A 19,063-nucleotide genomic window follows, 5' to 3' on the forward strand; every position below is an offset into this window, starting at 1 on the left:
GGTTGGAATCTGCCAGCCCAGCTGTACACTGAAATCTTTTTGCCAGTCACGTTCCTCGCTGGCGCCGATATCCAACCCGGCATACCAGCTTATCTCGTGCTCATTGTCCGGCAGGTATTGCAGGCCGGTTTGTGCCCGCCAGGGTTTTTGCAGCCCGGTGTTGCGTCGATCGTAGGCACGGCCGGCTTCAACATACCATTGCCAGCGGTCATCCAGGGCCAGGTTTATCCCCGCCTGTAACTCCTCGCGCGTGTAATTGATCCGGGCACGACCGGTCCGCTCCATATATTCATCGCCGACATGGCTGGAAATATGATAGGCCCCGATTTTAAATGCCAGCTGGCGGCTCGGCCGGTAAGAGAGCATCAGGGCATAGATACCATCCCAGCCAATATTATCCTGACTGGCATCGACATCGAACTGGCCATGAAAGCCGGCATCCAGACTCAGCAGCCAGCCCAGATCACTATTGCCTTCGGGATCGGATAAATGCAACAACCCGAGCCGTCCGCCCAGTTTGAGATCAAAGCGGTGATCGCCGGTTTGATCGATCGTGGTTTGATCAAAATAGAGCGATTTGGCGGAAAACTGAATACGGCGCGGATCGGCCAGGTTCACCGGATACAACTGCTGCTCCGGAAACAGGGAGACGTCTCTTGCCGAGACAGAATACGGCAACAGACAACTTGATAGCAGGGCAAGCGAGACAAACTGCGAAAACAGCTGGCGGGACATAATCGGCCTAGTAACCGAACTCTCCTTGCCATTGTCCCCGACGATAGTCGATCTGTAACCAATGCGGGGTAAAGGCCGCCGGTTTTTCGATGGGAAAATCGGTCAACGGCGGCTCATCGCCGGCATAGTCGTTACCACAACGGGCGGTCATCACCGGGCGAAAGCGCAATTGCAACTTGTCATTGACCCTGATGCCACTACTGTCCATTGATTCCTGAAACCGCACTTTGTAACGAATAAGACAACTGAAATAGAGCTCCATTTCCGCCAGCAAAGGCTGTTGACGCGCTGCCAGGGCCTGCTCTGCGGCTCTGGACAGGTGCACGTCAACCGGCTTGCCATTGAGTTCCACGCGTGTTTGCGTGCCGGCGCGTCGGGCCGGCATCAGGAGGCAGGCACCACATTGGTAGCATGCAGGCCCTTGGGGCCCCGCTCCGCATCAAATGAGACCGTCTGGCCTTCCTTGAGTGTCTTGTAGCCGTCCGCGCTGATGGCGGAATAATGAACGAAGACGTCCTCGCCCCCTTCTTCGGCCTGAATGAATCCGTAACCCTTGGAATTGTTAAACCATTTTACAGTACCGTTCACCATTTTCCTCCAACCTCTATTTTTGTTTACTGCTATTTTTATCAGCTTTGCGGGAAAATGCCGCCTTGCGCACGCTTCCCTCCCCATCCGGACAAAGCTTGATCTAAAGTATAGACCAACTATTTCTCGAATAAATATACTGATAAAAATTTTCTGCCCATACGCCGCAAAGAGCTGGATTATTAACAATCCTTAATATATAAACCCGGTAACAGGAAATAAAAACAGAGACTTACCCACGCATGGCCGCAAAACCCACAAAAAAGCCGAGGAAAATTGATGCCTTCAACCTGGCGCCCGGCCGGGTTCTGGCCCGCAAGTACGAGGTGATCCGGCAACTGGGCGCCGGCTGGGAGGGCGAGGTTTACCTGATCCGGGAAGTAAGCACCGGCATCGAGCGCACCGCCAAACTGTTCTTTCCGCAACGCAATTTGCGGGACAAAAACACCCACTTTTACGCTACCAAGCTGCACAAGCTGCGCCACTGCCCGATCGTCATCCAGTACAGTCACCAGGACAGCATCACCGTCCAGGGCGAACCCGTCACCGTCCTGATCTCCGAATATGTGGACGGCGAGCTGCTCAGCCAGTTTATCCAGCGTCACTCGGGCAAACGTCTCGCGCCCTTTGAAGCCGTACACCTGCTGCACGCCCTCGCCTCGGGCATGGAATGCATCCATGCCATGGGGGAATATCACGGCGACCTGCACTCTGAAAATATTATCGTGCAGAGCTTCGGGCTGCGTTTCGATCTCAAGCTGGTGGATCTGTTTCACCTGGGCGCCCCGACCCGCGAGCATATCCGCATGGATACGGTCGACATGATCCACGTGTTCTATGAAGCTCTCGGCGGCCAGAAACACTATGCGCGTCAACCGCCCGAAATCAAGTACATCATCAATGGCCTCAAACGCAGTCTGATCCTGAAAAAATTCAAAACGGCCGGGGAATTGCGTCAGCATCTTGAAACCATGCGCTGGAGCTGAGCCATGTTAGCGCAATCGCACCCCCGGATACCTGAATCCCGATCCCGGCATAACCAAGGAGGCCACTCTGGCTGCGTCACAGATTTTCAGTAAGCAGGATTTCGATACTCCACAAACTATGGCCTTATCCGGCGGGCAGGTGGTGTTCTATACCCATCGCGCACCGAACAAGGAGACGGTCAACGAGGACAGCATGGGACTGGTGGAGCTCGATTCCGGCAGTTGTGTACTGATCGTTGCCGACGGTCTGGGCGGCCAACCGGCTGGCGCCACCGCCTCGGAGATCGCCGTGCAAACCCTGTCCCGGTCATTGCAACGTACCGATGCCACGCCGCGCGAAACGATCCTGCAAGGATTTGATCGGGCCAATCACCAGATCATCGAGCACGGCAGCGGCAGTGCCACCACACTGGCCGTGGTCGAGATTCGCAATAATCAGTTGCGTCCCTATCATGTGGGCGACTCGATGATTGTGGTCACCGGCCAGCGCGGCAAACAAAAACTGTTCACGGTTTCCCATTCCCCGGTCGGCTATGCCGTGGAAGCCGGACTGCTGAATGAAGAAGAAGCCATCACTCACGCCCAGCGCCACCTGATCTCCAACGTCGTGGGTGCCGATGATATGAATATCTCCATGGGTTCTCTGATCAACCTGGCACCCCGTGATACTCTCTTGCTGGCCAGCGATGGTCTGTTCGACAATCTCTATTATGAAGAGATCATCGCGATAATCCGCAAGGGGTCCTTGTCGGGCGCGGCCGCCCGACTGGTGGAACTCGCTCACCAGCGCATGGCAGGCAAGGATACCGAACAACCCTGTCACCCGGATGATTTGAGTTTTATTCTCTATCGTCCACTTAACTGATCGCCAGGAGGCAACTGATTAATATGGCACGCCTTACGATTTACAGTACCGGCACCTGCCCGGTATGCGATAACACCAAGAATCTTTTGACAAAATGGCGAATTCCCTTTGACGAGGCGCGCGTGGATCAGGACAGGGACAAACTCCGGGAAATGCTCGAGGTCACCGAACATGCCCGCTCGGTGCCGCAAATTACCATTGATGGCAAATGGATCGGCGGCTTCACCGAACTGACCGAAATGCATATGGATGGCCAGCTGGATGAGCTGGTGGAGGAGTGATTCGTCCCATTTCAGTCATTCGCCAGCCAGCGTCGAAGACCGTTAACAGGCGGCTTCTTCTGTCACTACCCGACTCAACCGTTCCCTTTCTTTTCACGGTACATCTTCTGGTCAGCGACATGTAACAGGGCTTCGACATCCTCACCATCTTCCGGAAATACCGCAACCCCGATACTAACGCTGACCCGAATTTCTGTTCCATTTACCATAAAGGGCGTCTCCAGGCACTCCAGCAGCTTGGCCCGTATCTGTTCTGTTTCATCCCTGTGGTTAATTTCCTCCAGCAGAACAACAAACTCGTCCCCCTGATAACGGCAAACAGTATCTTCCTCACGCATGCAGGATTTAAATCGTATCGCGATATCGCGCAGCAGACTGTCTCCGGCGGCATGACCAAACTCATCATTGACCATCTTGAAATTATTCATGTCCATAAACACCAACGCAAAACGCGTCCCCTTGCGTTTCGCCCGGGACAGTACCTGGCGTAACCGTTCCAGCAGAAAATTCCGATTGGCCAGTCCGGTCAGCGAGTCGTTATTAGCCAGATGATAAAGCCGATTTTCATAATGCAACCGCGCCATCTCATTACGGTGATGCAGTCGGGAGAAACCCAGCACACTCCAGAATGAGACCATGGCCACTACCAGAATCGCGATAATCAGCACCAGATTTACATCACTGAAGCGTAATTGTTGCTCCAGCGTCATAGCGAACGGCTGACCAGGATTATCGATTTGCCGCTGGTATTGCAGACGGGGAAGCAGCCACTTCTCCAAGGTTCCCGCCAGCTGGCCCGGTTTGTAATACAGATCTTTATCCGTGGCGGCATAGGAGAGGCGTGCTGTCAATTCCTCCCGCTCCAGCAACATGGCCGACAGCAATGCCCGGGTCTTGATGACCAGGATGGCATATTGCCGGGGTCTTTTTTCACTCTTTCTGGCAACCGCGCGCTGTAACAAAAAGCCTTGTTGCCCTTCCAGAAGGGTGAAAGGCGGGCTGGCAACCGACCCTCCCTGTTTATAGGACTGTTTCAGGGCCTGACGAAACATATCGACCGACCCCAGATCCAGGCCCAGTATCGCGCGATTATGCGTTTGCATCGGCTCCATAAAAACCACGGGATAATAATGTTCTGCCCGTGCCACCTTCCTCCATTGACGGCGATCGTTGAAATCAAAGTCGGCAATGCGGAAATCAGGCTCGACATTACGACGCATCTCGGCCACGAAATGGGATAATTCATTCAATCTGACGTGTCGGGCCACCTCAAAAGTATGAATATGCGGATAACGCTTGATCATGCGCCGGGCATAATGACGCAGCTGTTCCCACTCATGTCGGGAACGGCTCGCCAGCAGGCTGGCAAAACCTTCTATCACTGCTTCGTTGATCTCCACCTTGCTGCCCAGCTGATCGTATAGGGCATCACCGCTACGTTGAAACTGTTGCCGGTACTTATTGACCTCGCTGTCGATAATAAAGCCGATCAACACTGCCACGAAAAAGAACCAGACTACCAGGATTAACAGGTATAGGCGGGTAATTGGCCGAAGTCGCGGGTTGCCTTTCATTGAATCGGTAATTCCCATACTATTTCTACAGTCGCCGTTGTGCCGGGCATGCTACCCGTCAAATATTGTGCGTTGTTGCCATCCAATCGGGTATCAGGGGAAACCCTGAAAAAACGCCCTTTTTCGTCGATCGGAACACAAAACTCCGGGTAGAGTGTGGCATCGACCACCACTGAGAGTGTAGCGGTTACGATTGGGTCAACAATTGCGATCCCGCCCTCGCACCATTAGTATTGTGCCTCTGTCGGGCTTTATACTGGGCGCTTGCCCGGTCCTCTGGATGTCACTGGAAAATCATTATGCGTAAACGTTTAATTCTGGCCGTTGTGATCCTGGTTCTGTTTCTGGCCGCCATTTTCGGCACCAAGTACTGGCAAAATGTCCAGCAAGCCGCCATGATGGCCCAACCTCAGCCACCGGCCACCATTGCCTCCGCCGAAGTTCGTGAAAAGCGCTGGCGCCCGATGCTCAATTCCGTCGGCAGCCTGGTTGCCATTAATGGCACTGCGGTAACGACTGAAGTTGCCGGACAAATCAGCGCGATTCAGTTTGAATCCGGCAGCCATATCGAACAGGGTGACGTGTTACTGCAGCTGGATGATGCCGTCGATCAGGCCGCGCTGGATGCCCTGCGCGCCGAGCGCCGCCTGGCAGAGATCAAGTTCAACCGCGCCAAAGACCTGCTCAGGCGCCAGGTCATGTCGCAATCCGAATATGACGAAGCCCGCGCGTCTTTTGATGCCGCCACTGCCCGGGTCAAGCAACAGGAAGCCACCATCCGGCGCAAAGCTATTCGCGCGCCGTTCAGTGGACGACTGGGTATTCGTCAGGTCAACCTCGGCCAGTACCTGGAACCGGGCCAGCCCATTGTCATGCTGCAGGCACTGGACCCGATTTATGTGGATTACACCCTGCCGGAGCGTTATCTTCCACGCCTGAGTACCGACCAGGAAATTCACGTACGGGTCGACGCCTTTCCAGGTGAATCTTTCAGCGGACAAATCAGCGCCATCGACTCGGGCGTGGATGTCGGCACCCGCACCATCAAACTGCGCGCCACGCTGGCAAATCCCAAAGGCCGGCTGCAGCCGGGGATGTTTGCCAAGGTCAAAACCCTTGAGCCTGAAGATAAAACCGTGCTCACGATTCCTCGCACCGCGGTCAGTTACAACACCTATGGCGATTTCATCTATCTCATTGATGAAAATGATCAGGGTCAAACCATCGTCAAGCGTCAGCAAATTGAAACCGGCGAAGTACGCGAAGGGAGCGTAGCTGTTATCGGTGACGTCGAGGTCGGGCAGGAAATTGTCCGCGCGGGACTGGTTAAACTGCGCGATGGAATGAAAGTGCAAATCGACAACAGTGTTGAGCTGGACGACGATAAGGTCGACACCGAATGAAGTTCACCGATATTTTTATCCACCGTCCGGTACTCGCGACGGTCGTCAGTCTGCTGATACTGCTGATCGGCCTGCGCTCACTCGGCATGCTGGATGTACGCCAGTACCCGGAAATGAAAAATACCGTAGTGACCATTACCACGGTCTATCCCGGTGCCAGTTCAGAGCTGGTCAAAGGTTTTGTTACTACCCCCCTGCAACAGGCCGTCGCCGAAGCCAATGGCATCGACTACATCACTTCGACCAGCGCTCAGGGGCAATCGACTATCGAAGTCTACATGGAGCTGGACTACGATCCTAATGCGGCAGTTTCAGAAATCCAGGCCAAGGTAGCCAGCAAGCGCAATGTGCTGCCGGCCGAAGTGGAAGACCCGGTTATCGATTCGAGTACCGGGGATTCCACAGCCCTGATGTATGTCGCCTTCTTCAGTGACACACTGCCCCGCTCGCATATCACCGATTACGTGCTACGCGTCACCCAGCCACAGATCCAGGCGCTTGCCGGGGTCGCCAAGGCGCGCCTGTTCGGTGAACAGTTCGCCATGCGCATCTGGCTGGACCCGGATCGCATGGCAGCCCATGGCATCACCGCTGAACAGGTTGCCGAAGTGCTGCGCGCCAACAACTACCTGGCCGGTATCGGCTCCACCAAGGGCAAGTACGTGGCCATGAACCTGACCGCCACCACGGATGTCAGCGAACCCGAGGATTTTCGCAAGCTGGTAGTACGCAGCGACAATAGGGTGCTGGTGCGGCTACAGGACATTGCCCGCACAGAACTGGGGGCGGAGAATTATGACTCGACCGCCTGGTACAAGGGGATTCCGGCCGCCTTCATCGCCGTGGAACCGGCCCCCGGCGCCAACCCGATCGATGTAGCCGATCGGGTCAATAACCTGATTCCACAACTGCGCCAACAGTTACCCGAAGGGATCCAGGTCAAGATTCCCTATGACGCCAGCCAGTTCATCAAGAACTCCATCAAGGAGGTCTACAAGACCATCGCCGAGGCCGTGCTGATCGTGCTGGTGGTCATTTACCTGACGCTGGGCTCGTTCCGGGCTGCGATCATTCCGGCGGTGGCCGTGCCCCTGTCACTGATCGGCGCCGCCTTTGTCATGCTGGCGCTGGGCTATTCGCTCAACCTGCTGACGCTGCTGTCAATGGTGCTGGCCATTGGCCTGGTGGTGGATGATGCCATCATCGTGGTGGAAAACATTCATCGCCACATCGAGGAGGGCGAGAAGAAACTGGACGCTGCGCTCAAAGGTGCTCGTGAACTGGCGGTGCCAATCATCGCCATGACCACCACCTTGCTGGCGGTGTATGCGCCCATCGGTTTTCAGACGGGATTAACCGGCACCCTGTTTACCGAGTTTGCCTTTACGCTCAGTGGTGCGGTATTGATCTCCGGGGTTGTCGCCCTGACGCTATCACCCGTCTTATCCGCCGCCGTCCTCAAACCGCACGGCAATGAGGGCAAATTCGAGCAACAGGTGGAGAAGTTCTTTAACTGGCTCTCCTATCACTATCAGCGGCTATTGCACAACTCACTGGATACTGTCTGGATCTCTATCCTGGTAGGGGCAGTCATCTTCGCCTCAAACATCTTCATGTTTACCGAAAGCAAGCACGAGCTGGCACCAACCGAGGATCAGAGCATCCTGTTTTTCAACGGCACCGGCCCGCGCACCGCCACGCTGGATTATCACAAGGCCTATTCGAACCAGATCCAGGAAATCTTCGAAACCTTCCCCGAATACACCGACAGCTTCTTTATTCTGGGTCGCACCCAGGACTCGGTATTCGGTGGTTTCAAGATGGCGTCGCAGGATCAACGCGAGCGCTCACAAATGCAAATCAAACCGCAACTTAACGCAAAACTGAACCAGGTTGCCGGTTATCAGATCGGGGTATTCCCGCGCCCCAGTATCCCCGGTGCCAGTCGCGGTCTGCCGGTTCAGTTTGTGCTGACCTCCGACCGGGGGTATGACGAAATGGTGAATCTGGCGAACCAGATCATCGGCCGGGGCATGCAAAGCGGCAATTTTCTGTTTTTGATGAAGTCTGTCGAGCTGGATCGTCCCACGATCAGTGTTCAGATCGATCGCGACCGCGCCGCCGATCTGGGCATCAGCATGCGAGATATCGGCCGTAACCTTGGCACCTTGCTGGGCGGTGGCTACATCAACCGCTTTAGCATGGAGGGTCGTAGCTACCGGGTTATCCCACAGGTGGAACGGGAGTTTCGTCTCGATGCCGAGATGCTCAAAGATTATTACCTGCATACTGCCAGTGGCGAACAGGTGCCTCTGTCGAGTATTGCCAGTCTGAAGCGTACCGTCGAGCCCTCGAGCCGCACCCAGTTCCAGCAACTCAATTCGCTGGTGATCCAGGGCAACCTGGCACCGGGGATCACTATGGGCCAGGCCCTGGATTATCTCGAATCCCAGGCCAGCGAATTGTTACCCCAGGGCTTTGGTTATGACTACCTTGGCGAATCGCGCCAGTATGCCGCAGAAGGCGGAAGCCTGATGCTGACCTTCTTCCTGGCAATGCTGGTTATCTACCTGGTACTGGCCGCCCAGTTTGAAAGCTGGCGCGATCCGGTAATCATCCTGGTCTCCGTACCCGTCTCCACTGCCGGCGCCCTGGTCTTCATCATGCTCGGTGTGGCCAATGCCTCGATGAATATTTATACCTGGGTCGGATTAATTACCCTGATCGGCGTGGTCGCCAAAAACGGTATCCTGATCGTCGAGTTTGCCAACAAGCTGCAGATCAAAGAAGGCCTGAACCGTCGCCAGGCCGTGGAACAGGCCGCGACCATCCGGCTGCGTCCCATCATCATGACCTCCATCGCGCTAATCGTGGCGATGGTGCCCCTGCTGATCGCTACCGGCCCGGGCGCCGTCAGCCGCAGTCATATCGGCATGACCGTGGCCGCCGGGCTGGGGATCGGTACCCTGTTTACGTTATTTATTCTGCCCGCGGTTTATATGCTACTGGCAAGGGATCACTCGGCACATAACACGGGGAACTGAAGCAGGCAGTGACGGGATCTGAATAAACGTTCCGAACATCCGTACAGGCAAGAGGTACAGTCGCGCCTGCCAGGACCGTCGGCGCAGGGTTGTAGTCGTCAAGCATACAAAGACGTATTCACGGCGTGTCCTGGCAGGCGCGGCAGCTCCGATTAAAATCCAGATGTTCGGACATTCGGAACGCTTATTCAGATCTGGTCAAACTTGTTCGGCTCGATAATGACCAGTTCCTGAAAGGCCGGACGGGCAAACCAGAAACCCTGGAACAGACGGATACCGGTATCCCGCAGCCAGCGGATCTCCTCGACCTCTTCCACCCCTTCGGCCACCAGTTCAATACCCAGCTTGCCGCAAGTATGCACGATACCTTCGACAATGGCCTGCTTGGGAGGCTGCTGGTGAATATCGGAAATAATCTGGCGATCCAGCTTGATGATATCGGGCTGGTATTCGGTCAGCAGGTTCAGCCCTGAATACCCGGCCCCAAAGTCATCAATCGCCATGCTAAAACCCAGACGATGGTATTCGTTGACGATATCGATCAAATGCTGATGATCCTCGACCTTCTCCCCCTCCGTGATCTCGAACACAATCTGATCCGTGGGAAAGTTGTAGGTTTTCGCCGCCTCCAGCGTCGTTCGGATACAGACTTCCGGTTGATACACTGCGTTGGGAAAGAAATTGATATTCAGATTTACTTTCAGATCCAGCTCACTGGCCAGCTTGACGGCCTTCACCCGACAGGTCTGATCGAAACGGTAACGATTGCTATCATTCAGCTGATCCAGAACCCAGGAAGCCGGCTCACCCTCCGGACCCCGAACCAGAGCCTCGTAGGACACAATCCGGCGCTGCGTCAGATCGACAATCGGCTGAAAGGCAAAGCTGAATTTAAACCCGAGGCTTTCGCCGTTGGCGCACTGGCCACAGGAACGGGGTTGTTTTGTGTGAGTCATGGCTAATCTAGCGGCAACGGTGGGAGTGAATTTAGCCAGACCAACGCTACTGACCACGAAATACTCCCACTCAGGCTTAGGGTAGAACGATCATATAAAAATATAGTAGACAGTTGCGAATTATGGACCAATAATACCTCGCTATACCCTTGTGACTTCCCCGTCCGGTTTCCCGTAGTTTCCCGCCCGGCGCTGTGTTCGCAGCCCCGGCCAGAAGCGATCCCGATCGGACCATGCTGGCAGAGACCTCATGAATCTTCAGTATTTAACCAATTTTGTCTCCACTGAATCGCGAATCGCAGCGCAACTGGCCAGCAATGGCTATGCGGTCACGGATCATTATCTGACGCCACTTCAGATTGAGAAACTGCGTAACGAGATGAGCCAGGCCTGGCAAGAAGGCTGTTTTCGTCATGCCGGGGTGGGACGGGGTGAAAACTGGGAACTGCAACCGGCGATTCGCAACGACAAGGTGCTATGGTTCGATCAGGCGAGCTGTTCTCCCTCACAGGCGGTCTATCTGTCGGCACTGGAGAAACTGCGCATGCAGCTCAACCGGAATTTGTTACTCGGGCTGTTCAGCTTCGAAGGTCATATGGCAATTTATCCTCCAGGCACACGCTACCTGCGGCATAAAGATCAGTTTCGGGGCATGGGAACCCGACGGGTCAGTTGTATCCTGTACCTGAACCATGACTGGCAGATCAGTGACGGCGGTGCCCTGCGACTCTATCTGGATAACGATAACCCGGACCAGTATCGTGATATTTACCCCTATGCCGGCCGCCTGGTCACCTTTCTAAGCGAGCGCTTCTATCATGAAGTGCTCCCCGCCAGTCGCGAGCGCTACAGCATCACCGGCTGGTACCGACAACGTGATGACATGCTGGCAGGCTGATGCCGGAGCGACAAAACGGCACTGTCATTTAATCGCCAGTTTATCCAGCGCGTCCTGCATTTTTGCCTCATTAACCGGCTGGATCAGAATCGACGCCAGCTCAAATAGTTCGGCCAGTTTGTCCACGTAGGGGCGTTCGGCCTTCTCCACCATCACGATAACCCGGGCCTGGGGCGCATACTTCAACAGGCTATGCAAAAACACATCGAGGTTGCTGATATTAATCCCGGCGTAATTGTTACCGTAGCCGTAGAAAAATTCGGCCACCACTAGATCGGGTGGCTGCTTGCGCAGCTGACTGATGGCCTTGCGCATGGAGTCCAGGCGCACCTCTTCCCATCCCCGCTCGTGGTAAAACCTGGAGAAATCAGGATGCCCGGGTGACTCAACAATCGAATAAACAACAATTTTGTTCATGACGGCTCAACACTGCTCCCACGGCAGACCGGCAAAACGCCACCCGCCCAGGGTACTCCGATGATGCTGCTCATCCAGCTCGCCCTCAAATCCGTCACTGATGTTATAGACCCGCAAAAATCCTTCCTGCAAAAGTAACTCCCCGGCCTCGCGGGAACGTCGCCCGCTGCGACAAATCAACACCACCGGCACTGCCTGACTGCCGGATTCATCATGCGGCAGTCCCCCCAGCAATAACTGACGCAATTCACGTACAAAGTTCGGGTTCACTGTCCAGTCCGGCTCATCGATCCAGGGAATATTGATCGCTCCGACCGGATGACCAATAAACAGAAACTCCATATGCGATCGCACGTCCACCAGCAAGGTCCTGGGCTCATCCTGTAACAGCTGCCAGGCTAGTTGCGGAGTCAGTTCTTCAACAGTTAACTCTGTCATCATTTTTTACCTGTTGCGTGCGGTAATGAGTCAAGCCTAGCGTATTGTGTCAAAAAGATCAGTTGAAGAGGACTTGCTGCGTTACCACCACGTTACAGGTACATTATCGGTAACGATCCGGGTTCCGCGTCGCTCTTCAAGAATGGCCTGTGCCTCGGTCAGGCGGCCAATGCCCGCGAAACCGCCGCCATCGCGAACAAAACGACAGGCGGCTTCCACCTTCGGACCCATGGAGCCTTGCTGGAATCCCCGATCCCGCAGACTCTCGCAACCGGCAAGGCGCACTGCCCGGGCAGTGGGTTGGTTCCAGTTGTCATACAACGCTTCGACATTGGTCAACAATAACAGGACGTCCAGTTTCAATTCAGCGGCCAGCAAGGCACTGGTGTAATCCTTGTCGATCACAGCGCTGATACCCCGGGACTGTCCCTGTTGTTCCAGGACCGGAATACCGCCTCCACCGGCACAGATTACACTGTAACCCGCGCTCATTAGTTGACTGATCGCGGCACTTTCCACGACTCTGACCGGTTGGGGGGAGGCCACCACCCGACGCCGGCCACCGGCCACTTCGGCAAATTGCCAGCCCTGCTGGCTGGCCAGCCGCTGTGCGCGGGACTCGTCCAGCACCGGTCCGACCGGTTTGGCGGGGTGGCTGAACGCCGGATCATCGGTATCCACGACCACCCGGGTCAGTAAACTGAGACTGCGTTCCCGCTGGCGACAATTATCCATGGCCTGGGCGAGACGATAGCCGATCACCCCTTCGCTCTGGGCGTCGAGCAAATCCAGCGACATGTTAGCCTCGATCTCCTGCATGGCCAGCCAGCCTACCTGCGGTCCGTTACCGTGAGTGATGATCAGCGAATGTTCTTCCTCCAGCGCGACCAGACTCGCGGCCACGGCCTCGATCTTCGCCTGATCGATCTGCCCGCCGCTTTCATGTTCCGGACTGACCAGCGCGTTGCCGCCGATGGCTACCAGTAATTTCATGGTACAACCTGTTACATCATTAGTTTTATTCTAACAACACTACTGCTATGTTCCTTACAGGACAAGTATCACAGGAGATCTCAATGTCGGATAATGTTTACAAAATCATCGAACTGGTCGGCTCATCCAGCAAGAGCAGTGACAATGCCATAGAAAATGCGATCGCCAAAGCCGGCAAAAGCCTGCATAACCTGGACTGGTTTGAAGTTGTGGAAACCCGCGGCCATGTCGTCGAGGGTAAGATTGGCCATTATCAGGTGAAGCTGAAGGTCGGATTCAGACTGGATTAAACAGACAGGCGCGCAGTATTGCACTGCGCGCCGGCTGTTTGCCTGCTCAGGGGAATATCAGAGCAGGATTATTTCTTGTTCCGTGAGGACCACTGAGAAGGACCTTTTCCGCCACTGCGGGAATTGACATCATCGGCCAGTTCCTCGGCGTAACGGGTTACCTGGTTCAATGTGCCCCGTCTTTGTCCAACCAGCGTGGAGCCATTGCGCTCCAGCACATAACGATACCAGTTATTACCGTCACAGCCATCCGGCGCGGCGGTTTTCTCCACGGCCTTGACCAGATAACGGCCAGCCGACAGATCGACTGTATTCATTGTATCCATCTGCTTCACCTCGGTGGTTCGCAGGCCGCATCATCACGGCCTGATGGGCACCAGCGCCTAACGGCGACCGCGCCCCTTGCCTTTATTAAAGCGTTTACGTTCTTCACTGACCCGCAGTGAATTTCCCTTGTAATCACGTCCGTTCAACCCGGCCATGGCAGCCCGGGCTTCATGGCCTTCCATGTCCACCGTGGCATGTCCGCGGCAATTGCCGCTGAACACATCCATGGCTACTTTAACCCCCCTTACAGTACCAAACTCGCCAAACAGCTGTTGTACATCGCCTTCCTGCGTGTCAGGGGTTAAATTGGTGACAAATAGGGTTTTCATAATCCCTCCCGCTCAGGTGTGACGATTCTGCGCCCTGCCGCTGGAACGACGCTTGTTACGATTCGGCTGTGCCGGAGCACCCCGTTTGGCACCCATCGGCTGTTTACCGCGCGGGCGTGCGTCATCGCGGATTTCGCGCACGCCACCGGCCGGTTCAAAACCGGTCATGGTCTTGCCCGGAATCTTGGTCTTGAGCAGGCGCTGGATAGAGGACACCCGTCCGCGCTCATCGGAGCCGACCAGGGAGATGGCCGTACCCGCTTTACCACCGCGACCGGTACGCCCGATGCGATGCAGATAATCTTCCGGGTTATCGGGTAACTCGAAATTAATCACCAGCGGCAGATGATCGATATCCAGCCCGCGTGCCGCCACATCAGTGGCAATCAGTGCGGTCACCTTGTTATGTTTGAAATCACGCAGTGCCCGGGTGCGGGCATTCTGGGTTTTGTCGCCGTGAATCGCCGTGGCAGTCACGCCATCGGCCTGCAGTTGCTTGGCCAGCCGATCCGCGCCGCGCTTGGTGCGGGTGAAGACCAGCAGCTGCTGCCAGTCACCGCCGTCGATCATATGCGAGAGCAGCTCGCGTTTGCGCGGGCTGTCCACCCAGTAGAAGGACTGGTCAATGTTCAGTGAGGCGCTGTTGGCTTCGGCCACCTGGATATATTCCGGCTTATTGAGAAAACGGGCGGACATTTTCTTGATCGCGTCAGAGAACGTGGCCGACAGTAACAGGGTCTGGCGCTCGGCCGGGATCAGCTTGAAGATCTGCTCGATAGCGGGCAAAAAGCCCATATCCAGCATGCGATCGGCCTCATCAAGTACCACCGACTCCACGTGGGAGAGGTCCACGGAGCGGCGGTTGACCAGATCCAGCAGGCGCCCGGGGGTGGCGATCAGCACATCCACGCCCTCTTTCAACTGTTTGATTTGTTTGCCAATAGGCATACCACCGTAAACCACAGTGCTGCGCAGCTGTAGATGCCGGCCATAGGTCCGCACGCTATCGGCTACCTGCTGGGCCAGTTCGCGGGTCGGGGCAACCATCAGCACACGAATATGCCGGGAAGCCGGTTTAGCCGCGCTCAGGCGTTGCAACAGGGGCAAGGTAAAGGCCGCCGTTTTGCCGGTACCGGTCTGGGCGCCGGCAAGAATATCGTGGCCGGCCAGGATCGTCGGAATCGCACGGGTTTGAATGTCGGTCGGGGCGCTATAGCCCTGATCCGCAATAGCAGACAACAGCTCGGCATTGAGGCCGAGATTGGAAAAAGACATGGAATTCGCCTTATAAATTAAAGATATATGCCAAAAATCGAGCCTGGCAGAATAGAAAAGTGTGACAGGATCGAGATTACGTATGCGGGGAATGGCCGAAGAGGTCATGCCACGGCGGGTTTGAGATCGGCGTCGCCAGCTGGTGGCGCCGAATCCTGATCCCGCCGGGTCGAAAATATCGTAAATCGGAGGGAAGTCAGACAAACTATATAAATAGTTTACCACAGAATCCACCTCCACTGCCGGCTAAATCGAATATTTCTGCTTCTCACAGTGGCACTTGCGCACAAAGTGTCGTACATTGAAATGAGCTGCAGAGAAGGCAGCGGTGTATTTTGGTCGGTCCCAGAACGCCTCCAAATAGTTCCGTCTGAATGACCTGCAGTCAACTCCGATTCCGTTTTTGAAGGGTAATTGTAATGGCTACAGGTAAAGTAAAGTGGTTCAATGATCGCAAGGGCTATGGCTTCATCGCCCAGGACAACGGCGAAGGCGATGTCTTCGTTCATTTTCGGTCTATCCAGGGTGACGGCTTTAAGACCCTGGCCGAAGGCCAAAGTGTCAGTTTTGATGTTGAGGACGGTCCCAAAGGCCCACAGGCAACCAACGTCGTACCCCAGTAACTCTGCCTGTCAATCCCGCCACATTCACTGAACAGACTGTCTGTCGCAAACCCCGCCGGCCGGCGGGGTTTGGTCATGTGGCCTGCCCGCCTTTGAAAGCCTCCCCCTTTGTTGGCTATGCTTGATGCAGGTTTTCACGGAGTCGCCCCTATGACAAAACAAGCTGTTGACGCCGATAGTCTTCTTGACACCGCCATGCGTCTGGCCAATGAGCGCTCCTGGGAAAAACTCCATTTACATGAAGTGGCCAGGGAACTGGACATTCCCCTGCACGAGATTCATCGTCACTTTTCCCAGAAGGACGATCTGGTCGAAGCCTGGTATGACCGGGCCGATCAGGCCATGTTAAAAGCGGCCCAGGCACCGGGCTACAGCGAACTCACGCTGCATGAGCGGCTGCATCTGTTGATCATGCGCTGGCTCGACACACTGGCCGAATACAAGACCGTCTCCCGCGATATGCTGCTGTACAAACTGGAACCGGGGCATGTGCACCTGCAACTGCAGGGGCTGTTACGCGTCAGCCGCACGGTGCAGTGGATCCGCGAGGCCGCCCTGCAGGACAGCACCCATCTGCAACGGATTATCGAGGAAGTGGGCCTGACCGGCCTCTATCTGCAGACCTTCCTGTACTGGATGAGCGACAGTTCCGCCGGCCAGAGCAAGACCCGCCGCTTCCTGCACCGGCGTCTGGGACTGGTCGATCGCTGCGAAAAAGGCCTGGCGCGGGTTCAATCCTGGCTGCCCGGCTTTGGCCGGCGTAAGGCCCGACACGCGGCCAGCCACGATCCCAGCGCACAGCCGGACACCTGAATCGGGTGGCTTCACGAGCCCGGCGTAACACCCCTTCGGCTGCGGCATGTGGCGAGGCGTGAGCACATTGCTGCTGGCCCTGGCCGGTGGCTATCTGTTACTGGTGGTCGCGGTCTATTTCTATCAACCTCATCTTTTGTTTTTACCCGACCTGCCCTCGCGCCAGCTGGTGCGCACGCCGGCGGATGTCGATCTGGCGTACGCGGCGGTTCATCTGCAGACCGATGATGGCGTGCGTCTGCATGGCTGGTGGGTGGAACATCCGCAACCGCAGGGGACGATCCTGTTTTTTCACGGCAATGCCGGCAATATCAGCCACCGGCTGCAGACGTTGCGCCTGTTCCACCAGCTTGGCTACCAGACGCTGATCATCGATTACCGCGGTTACGGGCAAAGCGGGGGCAAACCCTCGGAACAGGGCCTGTTTGCCGATGCCGAGGCGGCCTGGCGCTATCTGCGCGAAGAACGCCAGCTGGCGCCCGGGCAGATTATTCTCAGCGGCCGTTCGCTGGGCGCCGCCGTGGCGTTATACCTGGCCGAACAACACACTCCCCGCGCCCTGATCATCGAATCGGCCTTCACCTCGATTCCCGACATGGCCGCGGTCCATTACGGCTGGTTGCCGGTCCGCTGGTTAAGCCGTTATCGGTTTGATAACCGCCAGCGCATCACCAACCTGAACTGTCCGGTGCTGATCGTACACGCCAGAGAGGATGAGATTGCCCCGTACGAACAGGGGCGACAGCTGTATCAGCTCGCCCCATCGCCCAGGCAGTGGCTGGCTCTGAACGGCGGCCATAACGACGCCCAGCTGAATGATTACCTCACCTACACACGCGGATTGCAGGCGTTTCTGGCCCGCCACTGAAACAGCTCCTGTCTGTACCGGGTGATCATTACCGTGCTATTGTCCGGCGGACGGTTACCAACTGGCGGATAACACTTGATGCTTTCATGCAGGCTTGAAAGAAACCCTGGCAGGTCGGCCGGGCTCGGTGTCTTGTTGCTATTGCTCTTAGTGCCCGTGTCGATACAGGCCGAGCCGGATTATGAATCCGATCAACTGGTCGTGGATCTCAGCCCCCGCACACCGCAACAGATCGCCGCCTTTTACGAAGGCCGGGGCTTTTCCGATACGATGATCGACCTGTTGCGCGAACAGTGTTTTATTACCGTGTTTATCGAGAACAAAAGCCGCGACATCCTCTGGCTGGATCTCAATCACTGGCAGTTTACGAATAATGACGGGCCCCTCGTTCGTCGTGATCGCCATCACTGGAAAGCGCGCTGGCAAAAGATGGGGATACCGCTGGCCCACCAGTCGACCTTCCGCTGGACCCTGCTGCCGGAACAGCTCGACTTTCTGCCCGACGAACGTGAAGGCGGTAACATCATTTTACCGCGCGAGGCTCAGCCGTTCACCCTCAGCGCCCGGTTCGACACCGGCGAGCAACGCGAGGGCGAGCCGATCGAAGTCAAACTGGAGAATCTCCGATGTGCCGACAATCCATGATCCGCGCCCTGGTACTGTTGTCGGTCCTGTTATGGACAGTGACAAGCCCGGCAGCGGAATCCGACCTGCCCAAAGGGATCATCAAACTCGATCCTTACCCGGCACCCTCACTGACCTTGCATGATCTGGACGGCGAGCCGTATTCGCTCGAGGCACAACAGGGTTCGGTGGTATTCGTTCACTTCTGGGCCAGCTGGTGCGGTCCCTGTCGCAAGGAGATGCCCGCCATCCAGCGCATGTGGAACAAACTGCAGGACGCAGGCCTGAAGATCGCGCTGGTCAACACCGCCGAGGATGAAGACACGGTCTTCCAGTTTCTTGCCGCCCACGCCCCGACGATTCGTCCCCTGATGGATCGTGACGGTCAACAGACCGAGGCCTGGGAGCCGCGCGGCCTGCCCGCCACCTACCTGGTGGATGCGCGGGGCCAGGTGCAGTATCAGGCCATTGGTGGACGTCCCTGGGACGAACCGGAATACCTGGCTTTTCTCCGTTCTCTGAGCGAGGCACCCTGATCAAAAAGGCACAATTACACACCGGTGATTAACCCGAATCGGATCGCACTATTCGGGCTGTCGATGGTCTACAGTATTACTACGTACGCACCAATAATCATTCACTCACCATCAAAAAAGCGACGAGGAGTTGTGTCCATGAAACTGAACATCAAACCCCTGTTTGCCACGCTGCTGGGGCTGTCCCTGATCACGCCAGC

The 19,063-nt window shown here is 56.0% G+C and carries 23 protein-coding genes; 12 read left to right on the forward strand and 11 right to left on the reverse strand.

Annotated features, from left to right (window positions below):
* The 3 genes from RI563_RS01990 to RI563_RS02000 form a co-directional block, all read right to left on the reverse strand.
* On the reverse strand, positions 1 to 735 hold a 735-nt coding region (locus RI563_RS01990; protein WP_310692668.1), incomplete at its 3' end, for a DUF1207 domain-containing protein.
* A 7-nt stretch (positions 736 to 742) separates the two neighbouring features.
* Positions 743 to 1,120 carry a hypothetical protein gene (locus tag RI563_RS01995; RefSeq protein WP_310692669.1) on the reverse strand — a complete coding sequence of 126 codons (378 nt, stop codon included), beginning with the start codon at positions 1,118 to 1,120 and terminating at the stop codon, positions 743 to 745.
* The gene (locus tag RI563_RS02000; protein ID WP_310692670.1) at positions 1,120 to 1,326 is read right to left on the reverse strand and encodes a cold-shock protein; all 207 of its coding nucleotides are present in this window, start codon (positions 1,324 to 1,326) and stop codon (positions 1,120 to 1,122) included. The genes RI563_RS01995 and RI563_RS02000 overlap by 1 nt, the downstream gene beginning before the upstream one ends.
* A 239-nt stretch (positions 1,327 to 1,565) precedes the next feature.
* Here RI563_RS02000 and RI563_RS02005 point away from each other — a divergent pair, with 239 nt between their 5' ends.
* From RI563_RS02005 to RI563_RS02015, 3 genes are all read left to right on the forward strand, one after another.
* Complete coding sequence (locus RI563_RS02005; RefSeq protein WP_310692671.1) at positions 1,566 to 2,309, forward strand: protein kinase domain-containing protein; 744 nt, start codon at positions 1,566 to 1,568, stop codon at positions 2,307 to 2,309.
* Between the two features lie 118 nt (positions 2,310 to 2,427).
* Positions 2,428 to 3,174, forward strand: coding sequence for a PP2C family protein-serine/threonine phosphatase (locus RI563_RS02010; protein ID WP_310692672.1), 747 nt, complete (start codon positions 2,428 to 2,430; stop codon positions 3,172 to 3,174).
* A gap of 23 nt (positions 3,175 to 3,197) precedes the next feature.
* Complete coding sequence (locus tag RI563_RS02015) at positions 3,198 to 3,455, forward strand: glutaredoxin family protein (protein ID WP_310692673.1); 258 nt, start codon at positions 3,198 to 3,200, stop codon at positions 3,453 to 3,455.
* 74 nt (positions 3,456 to 3,529) lie between these two features.
* On the opposite strand, the gene RI563_RS02020 is transcribed toward RI563_RS02015, so the two are convergent.
* Positions 3,530 to 5,047, reverse strand: coding sequence for a diguanylate cyclase domain-containing protein (locus RI563_RS02020; protein ID WP_310692674.1), 1,518 nt, complete (start codon positions 5,045 to 5,047; stop codon positions 3,530 to 3,532).
* 281 nt (positions 5,048 to 5,328) lie between these two features.
* Between RI563_RS02020 and RI563_RS02025 the strand changes: the two genes are divergently transcribed.
* Positions 5,329 to 6,432 carry an efflux RND transporter periplasmic adaptor subunit gene (locus tag RI563_RS02025; protein WP_310692675.1) on the forward strand — a complete coding sequence of 368 codons (1,104 nt, stop codon included), beginning with the start codon at positions 5,329 to 5,331 and terminating at the stop codon, positions 6,430 to 6,432.
* Complete coding sequence (locus RI563_RS02030) at positions 6,429 to 9,476, forward strand: efflux RND transporter permease subunit (RefSeq protein ID WP_310692676.1); 3,048 nt, start codon at positions 6,429 to 6,431, stop codon at positions 9,474 to 9,476. Before RI563_RS02025 ends, RI563_RS02030 begins: the two co-directional genes overlap by 4 nt.
* A gap of 188 nt (positions 9,477 to 9,664) precedes the next feature.
* Here RI563_RS02030 and RI563_RS02035 read toward each other — a convergent pair whose 3' ends face one another.
* The gene (locus tag RI563_RS02035; protein ID WP_310692677.1) at positions 9,665 to 10,432 is read right to left on the reverse strand and encodes an EAL domain-containing protein; all 768 of its coding nucleotides are present in this window, start codon (positions 10,430 to 10,432) and stop codon (positions 9,665 to 9,667) included.
* A gap of 250 nt (positions 10,433 to 10,682) precedes the next feature.
* On the opposite strand from RI563_RS02035, the gene RI563_RS02040 reads away from it, so the two are divergent.
* Positions 10,683 to 11,330: a 2OG-Fe(II) oxygenase gene (locus tag RI563_RS02040; RefSeq protein ID WP_310692678.1), complete on the forward strand. Its 648-nt coding sequence runs from the start codon at positions 10,683 to 10,685 to the stop codon at positions 11,328 to 11,330.
* Between the two features lie 24 nt (positions 11,331 to 11,354).
* Here the strand turns inward: RI563_RS02040 and RI563_RS02045 are convergent, their stop codons facing one another.
* From RI563_RS02045 to RI563_RS02055, 3 genes are all read right to left on the reverse strand, one after another.
* Entirely contained in the window at positions 11,355 to 11,747 is a 393-nt protein-coding gene (locus RI563_RS02045; RefSeq protein WP_310692679.1) for a hypothetical protein, read from the reverse strand.
* 6 nt (positions 11,748 to 11,753) lie between these two features.
* Positions 11,754 to 12,185, reverse strand: coding sequence for a rhodanese-like domain-containing protein (locus tag RI563_RS02050; RefSeq protein WP_317622842.1), 432 nt, complete (start codon positions 12,183 to 12,185; stop codon positions 11,754 to 11,756).
* Positions 12,186 to 12,266: 81 nt separating this feature from the next.
* Positions 12,267 to 13,178 carry a carbamate kinase gene (locus RI563_RS02055; RefSeq protein WP_310692681.1) on the reverse strand — a complete coding sequence of 304 codons (912 nt, stop codon included), beginning with the start codon at positions 13,176 to 13,178 and terminating at the stop codon, positions 12,267 to 12,269.
* A gap of 83 nt (positions 13,179 to 13,261) precedes the next feature.
* Between RI563_RS02055 and RI563_RS02060 the strand changes: the two genes are divergently transcribed.
* Positions 13,262 to 13,468, forward strand: a complete 207-nt coding sequence (locus RI563_RS02060; protein ID WP_310692682.1) for a dodecin — start codon at positions 13,262 to 13,264, stop codon at positions 13,466 to 13,468.
* Positions 13,469 to 13,536: 68 nt separating this feature from the next.
* On the opposite strand, the gene RI563_RS02065 is transcribed toward RI563_RS02060, so the two are convergent.
* From RI563_RS02065 to RI563_RS02075, 3 genes are read right to left on the reverse strand one after another with little or no spacing between them, the layout of a single operon-like run.
* Positions 13,537 to 13,794: a hypothetical protein gene (locus tag RI563_RS02065; protein WP_310692683.1), complete on the reverse strand. Its 258-nt coding sequence runs from the start codon at positions 13,792 to 13,794 to the stop codon at positions 13,537 to 13,539.
* Positions 13,795 to 13,851: 57 nt separating this feature from the next.
* Positions 13,852 to 14,124 (reverse strand): RNA-binding protein, encoded by a 273-nt coding sequence (locus RI563_RS02070; RefSeq protein ID WP_310692684.1) that lies wholly within the window; start codon positions 14,122 to 14,124, stop codon positions 13,852 to 13,854.
* Positions 14,125 to 14,136: 12 nt separating this feature from the next.
* Entirely contained in the window at positions 14,137 to 15,399 is a 1,263-nt protein-coding gene (locus tag RI563_RS02075) for a DEAD/DEAH box helicase (RefSeq protein ID WP_310692685.1), read from the reverse strand.
* Between the two features lie 419 nt (positions 15,400 to 15,818).
* Between RI563_RS02075 and RI563_RS02080 the strand changes: the two genes are divergently transcribed.
* From RI563_RS02080 to RI563_RS02100, 5 genes are all read left to right on the forward strand, one after another.
* Complete coding sequence (locus tag RI563_RS02080; RefSeq protein WP_310692686.1) at positions 15,819 to 16,022, forward strand: cold-shock protein; 204 nt, start codon at positions 15,819 to 15,821, stop codon at positions 16,020 to 16,022.
* 150 nt (positions 16,023 to 16,172) lie between these two features.
* Positions 16,173 to 16,835: a TetR family transcriptional regulator gene (locus RI563_RS02085; protein WP_310692687.1), complete on the forward strand. Its 663-nt coding sequence runs from the start codon at positions 16,173 to 16,175 to the stop codon at positions 16,833 to 16,835.
* A gap of 58 nt (positions 16,836 to 16,893) precedes the next feature.
* Positions 16,894 to 17,703: an alpha/beta hydrolase gene (locus RI563_RS02090; protein ID WP_310692688.1), complete on the forward strand. Its 810-nt coding sequence runs from the start codon at positions 16,894 to 16,896 to the stop codon at positions 17,701 to 17,703.
* A 156-nt stretch (positions 17,704 to 17,859) separates the two neighbouring features.
* Positions 17,860 to 18,348, forward strand: a complete 489-nt coding sequence (locus tag RI563_RS02095) for a hypothetical protein (protein ID WP_310692689.1) — start codon at positions 17,860 to 17,862, stop codon at positions 18,346 to 18,348.
* Positions 18,330 to 18,863 carry a TlpA disulfide reductase family protein gene (locus RI563_RS02100; protein ID WP_310692690.1) on the forward strand — a complete coding sequence of 178 codons (534 nt, stop codon included), beginning with the start codon at positions 18,330 to 18,332 and terminating at the stop codon, positions 18,861 to 18,863. Before RI563_RS02095 ends, RI563_RS02100 begins: the two co-directional genes overlap by 19 nt.
* Positions 18,864 to 19,063 lie beyond the last annotated feature (200 nt).

It is taken from the genome of Thiohalophilus sp., from assembly GCF_031581315.1.
Taxonomy (GTDB): domain Bacteria; phylum Pseudomonadota; class Gammaproteobacteria; order UBA6429; family Thiohalophilaceae; genus Thiohalophilus.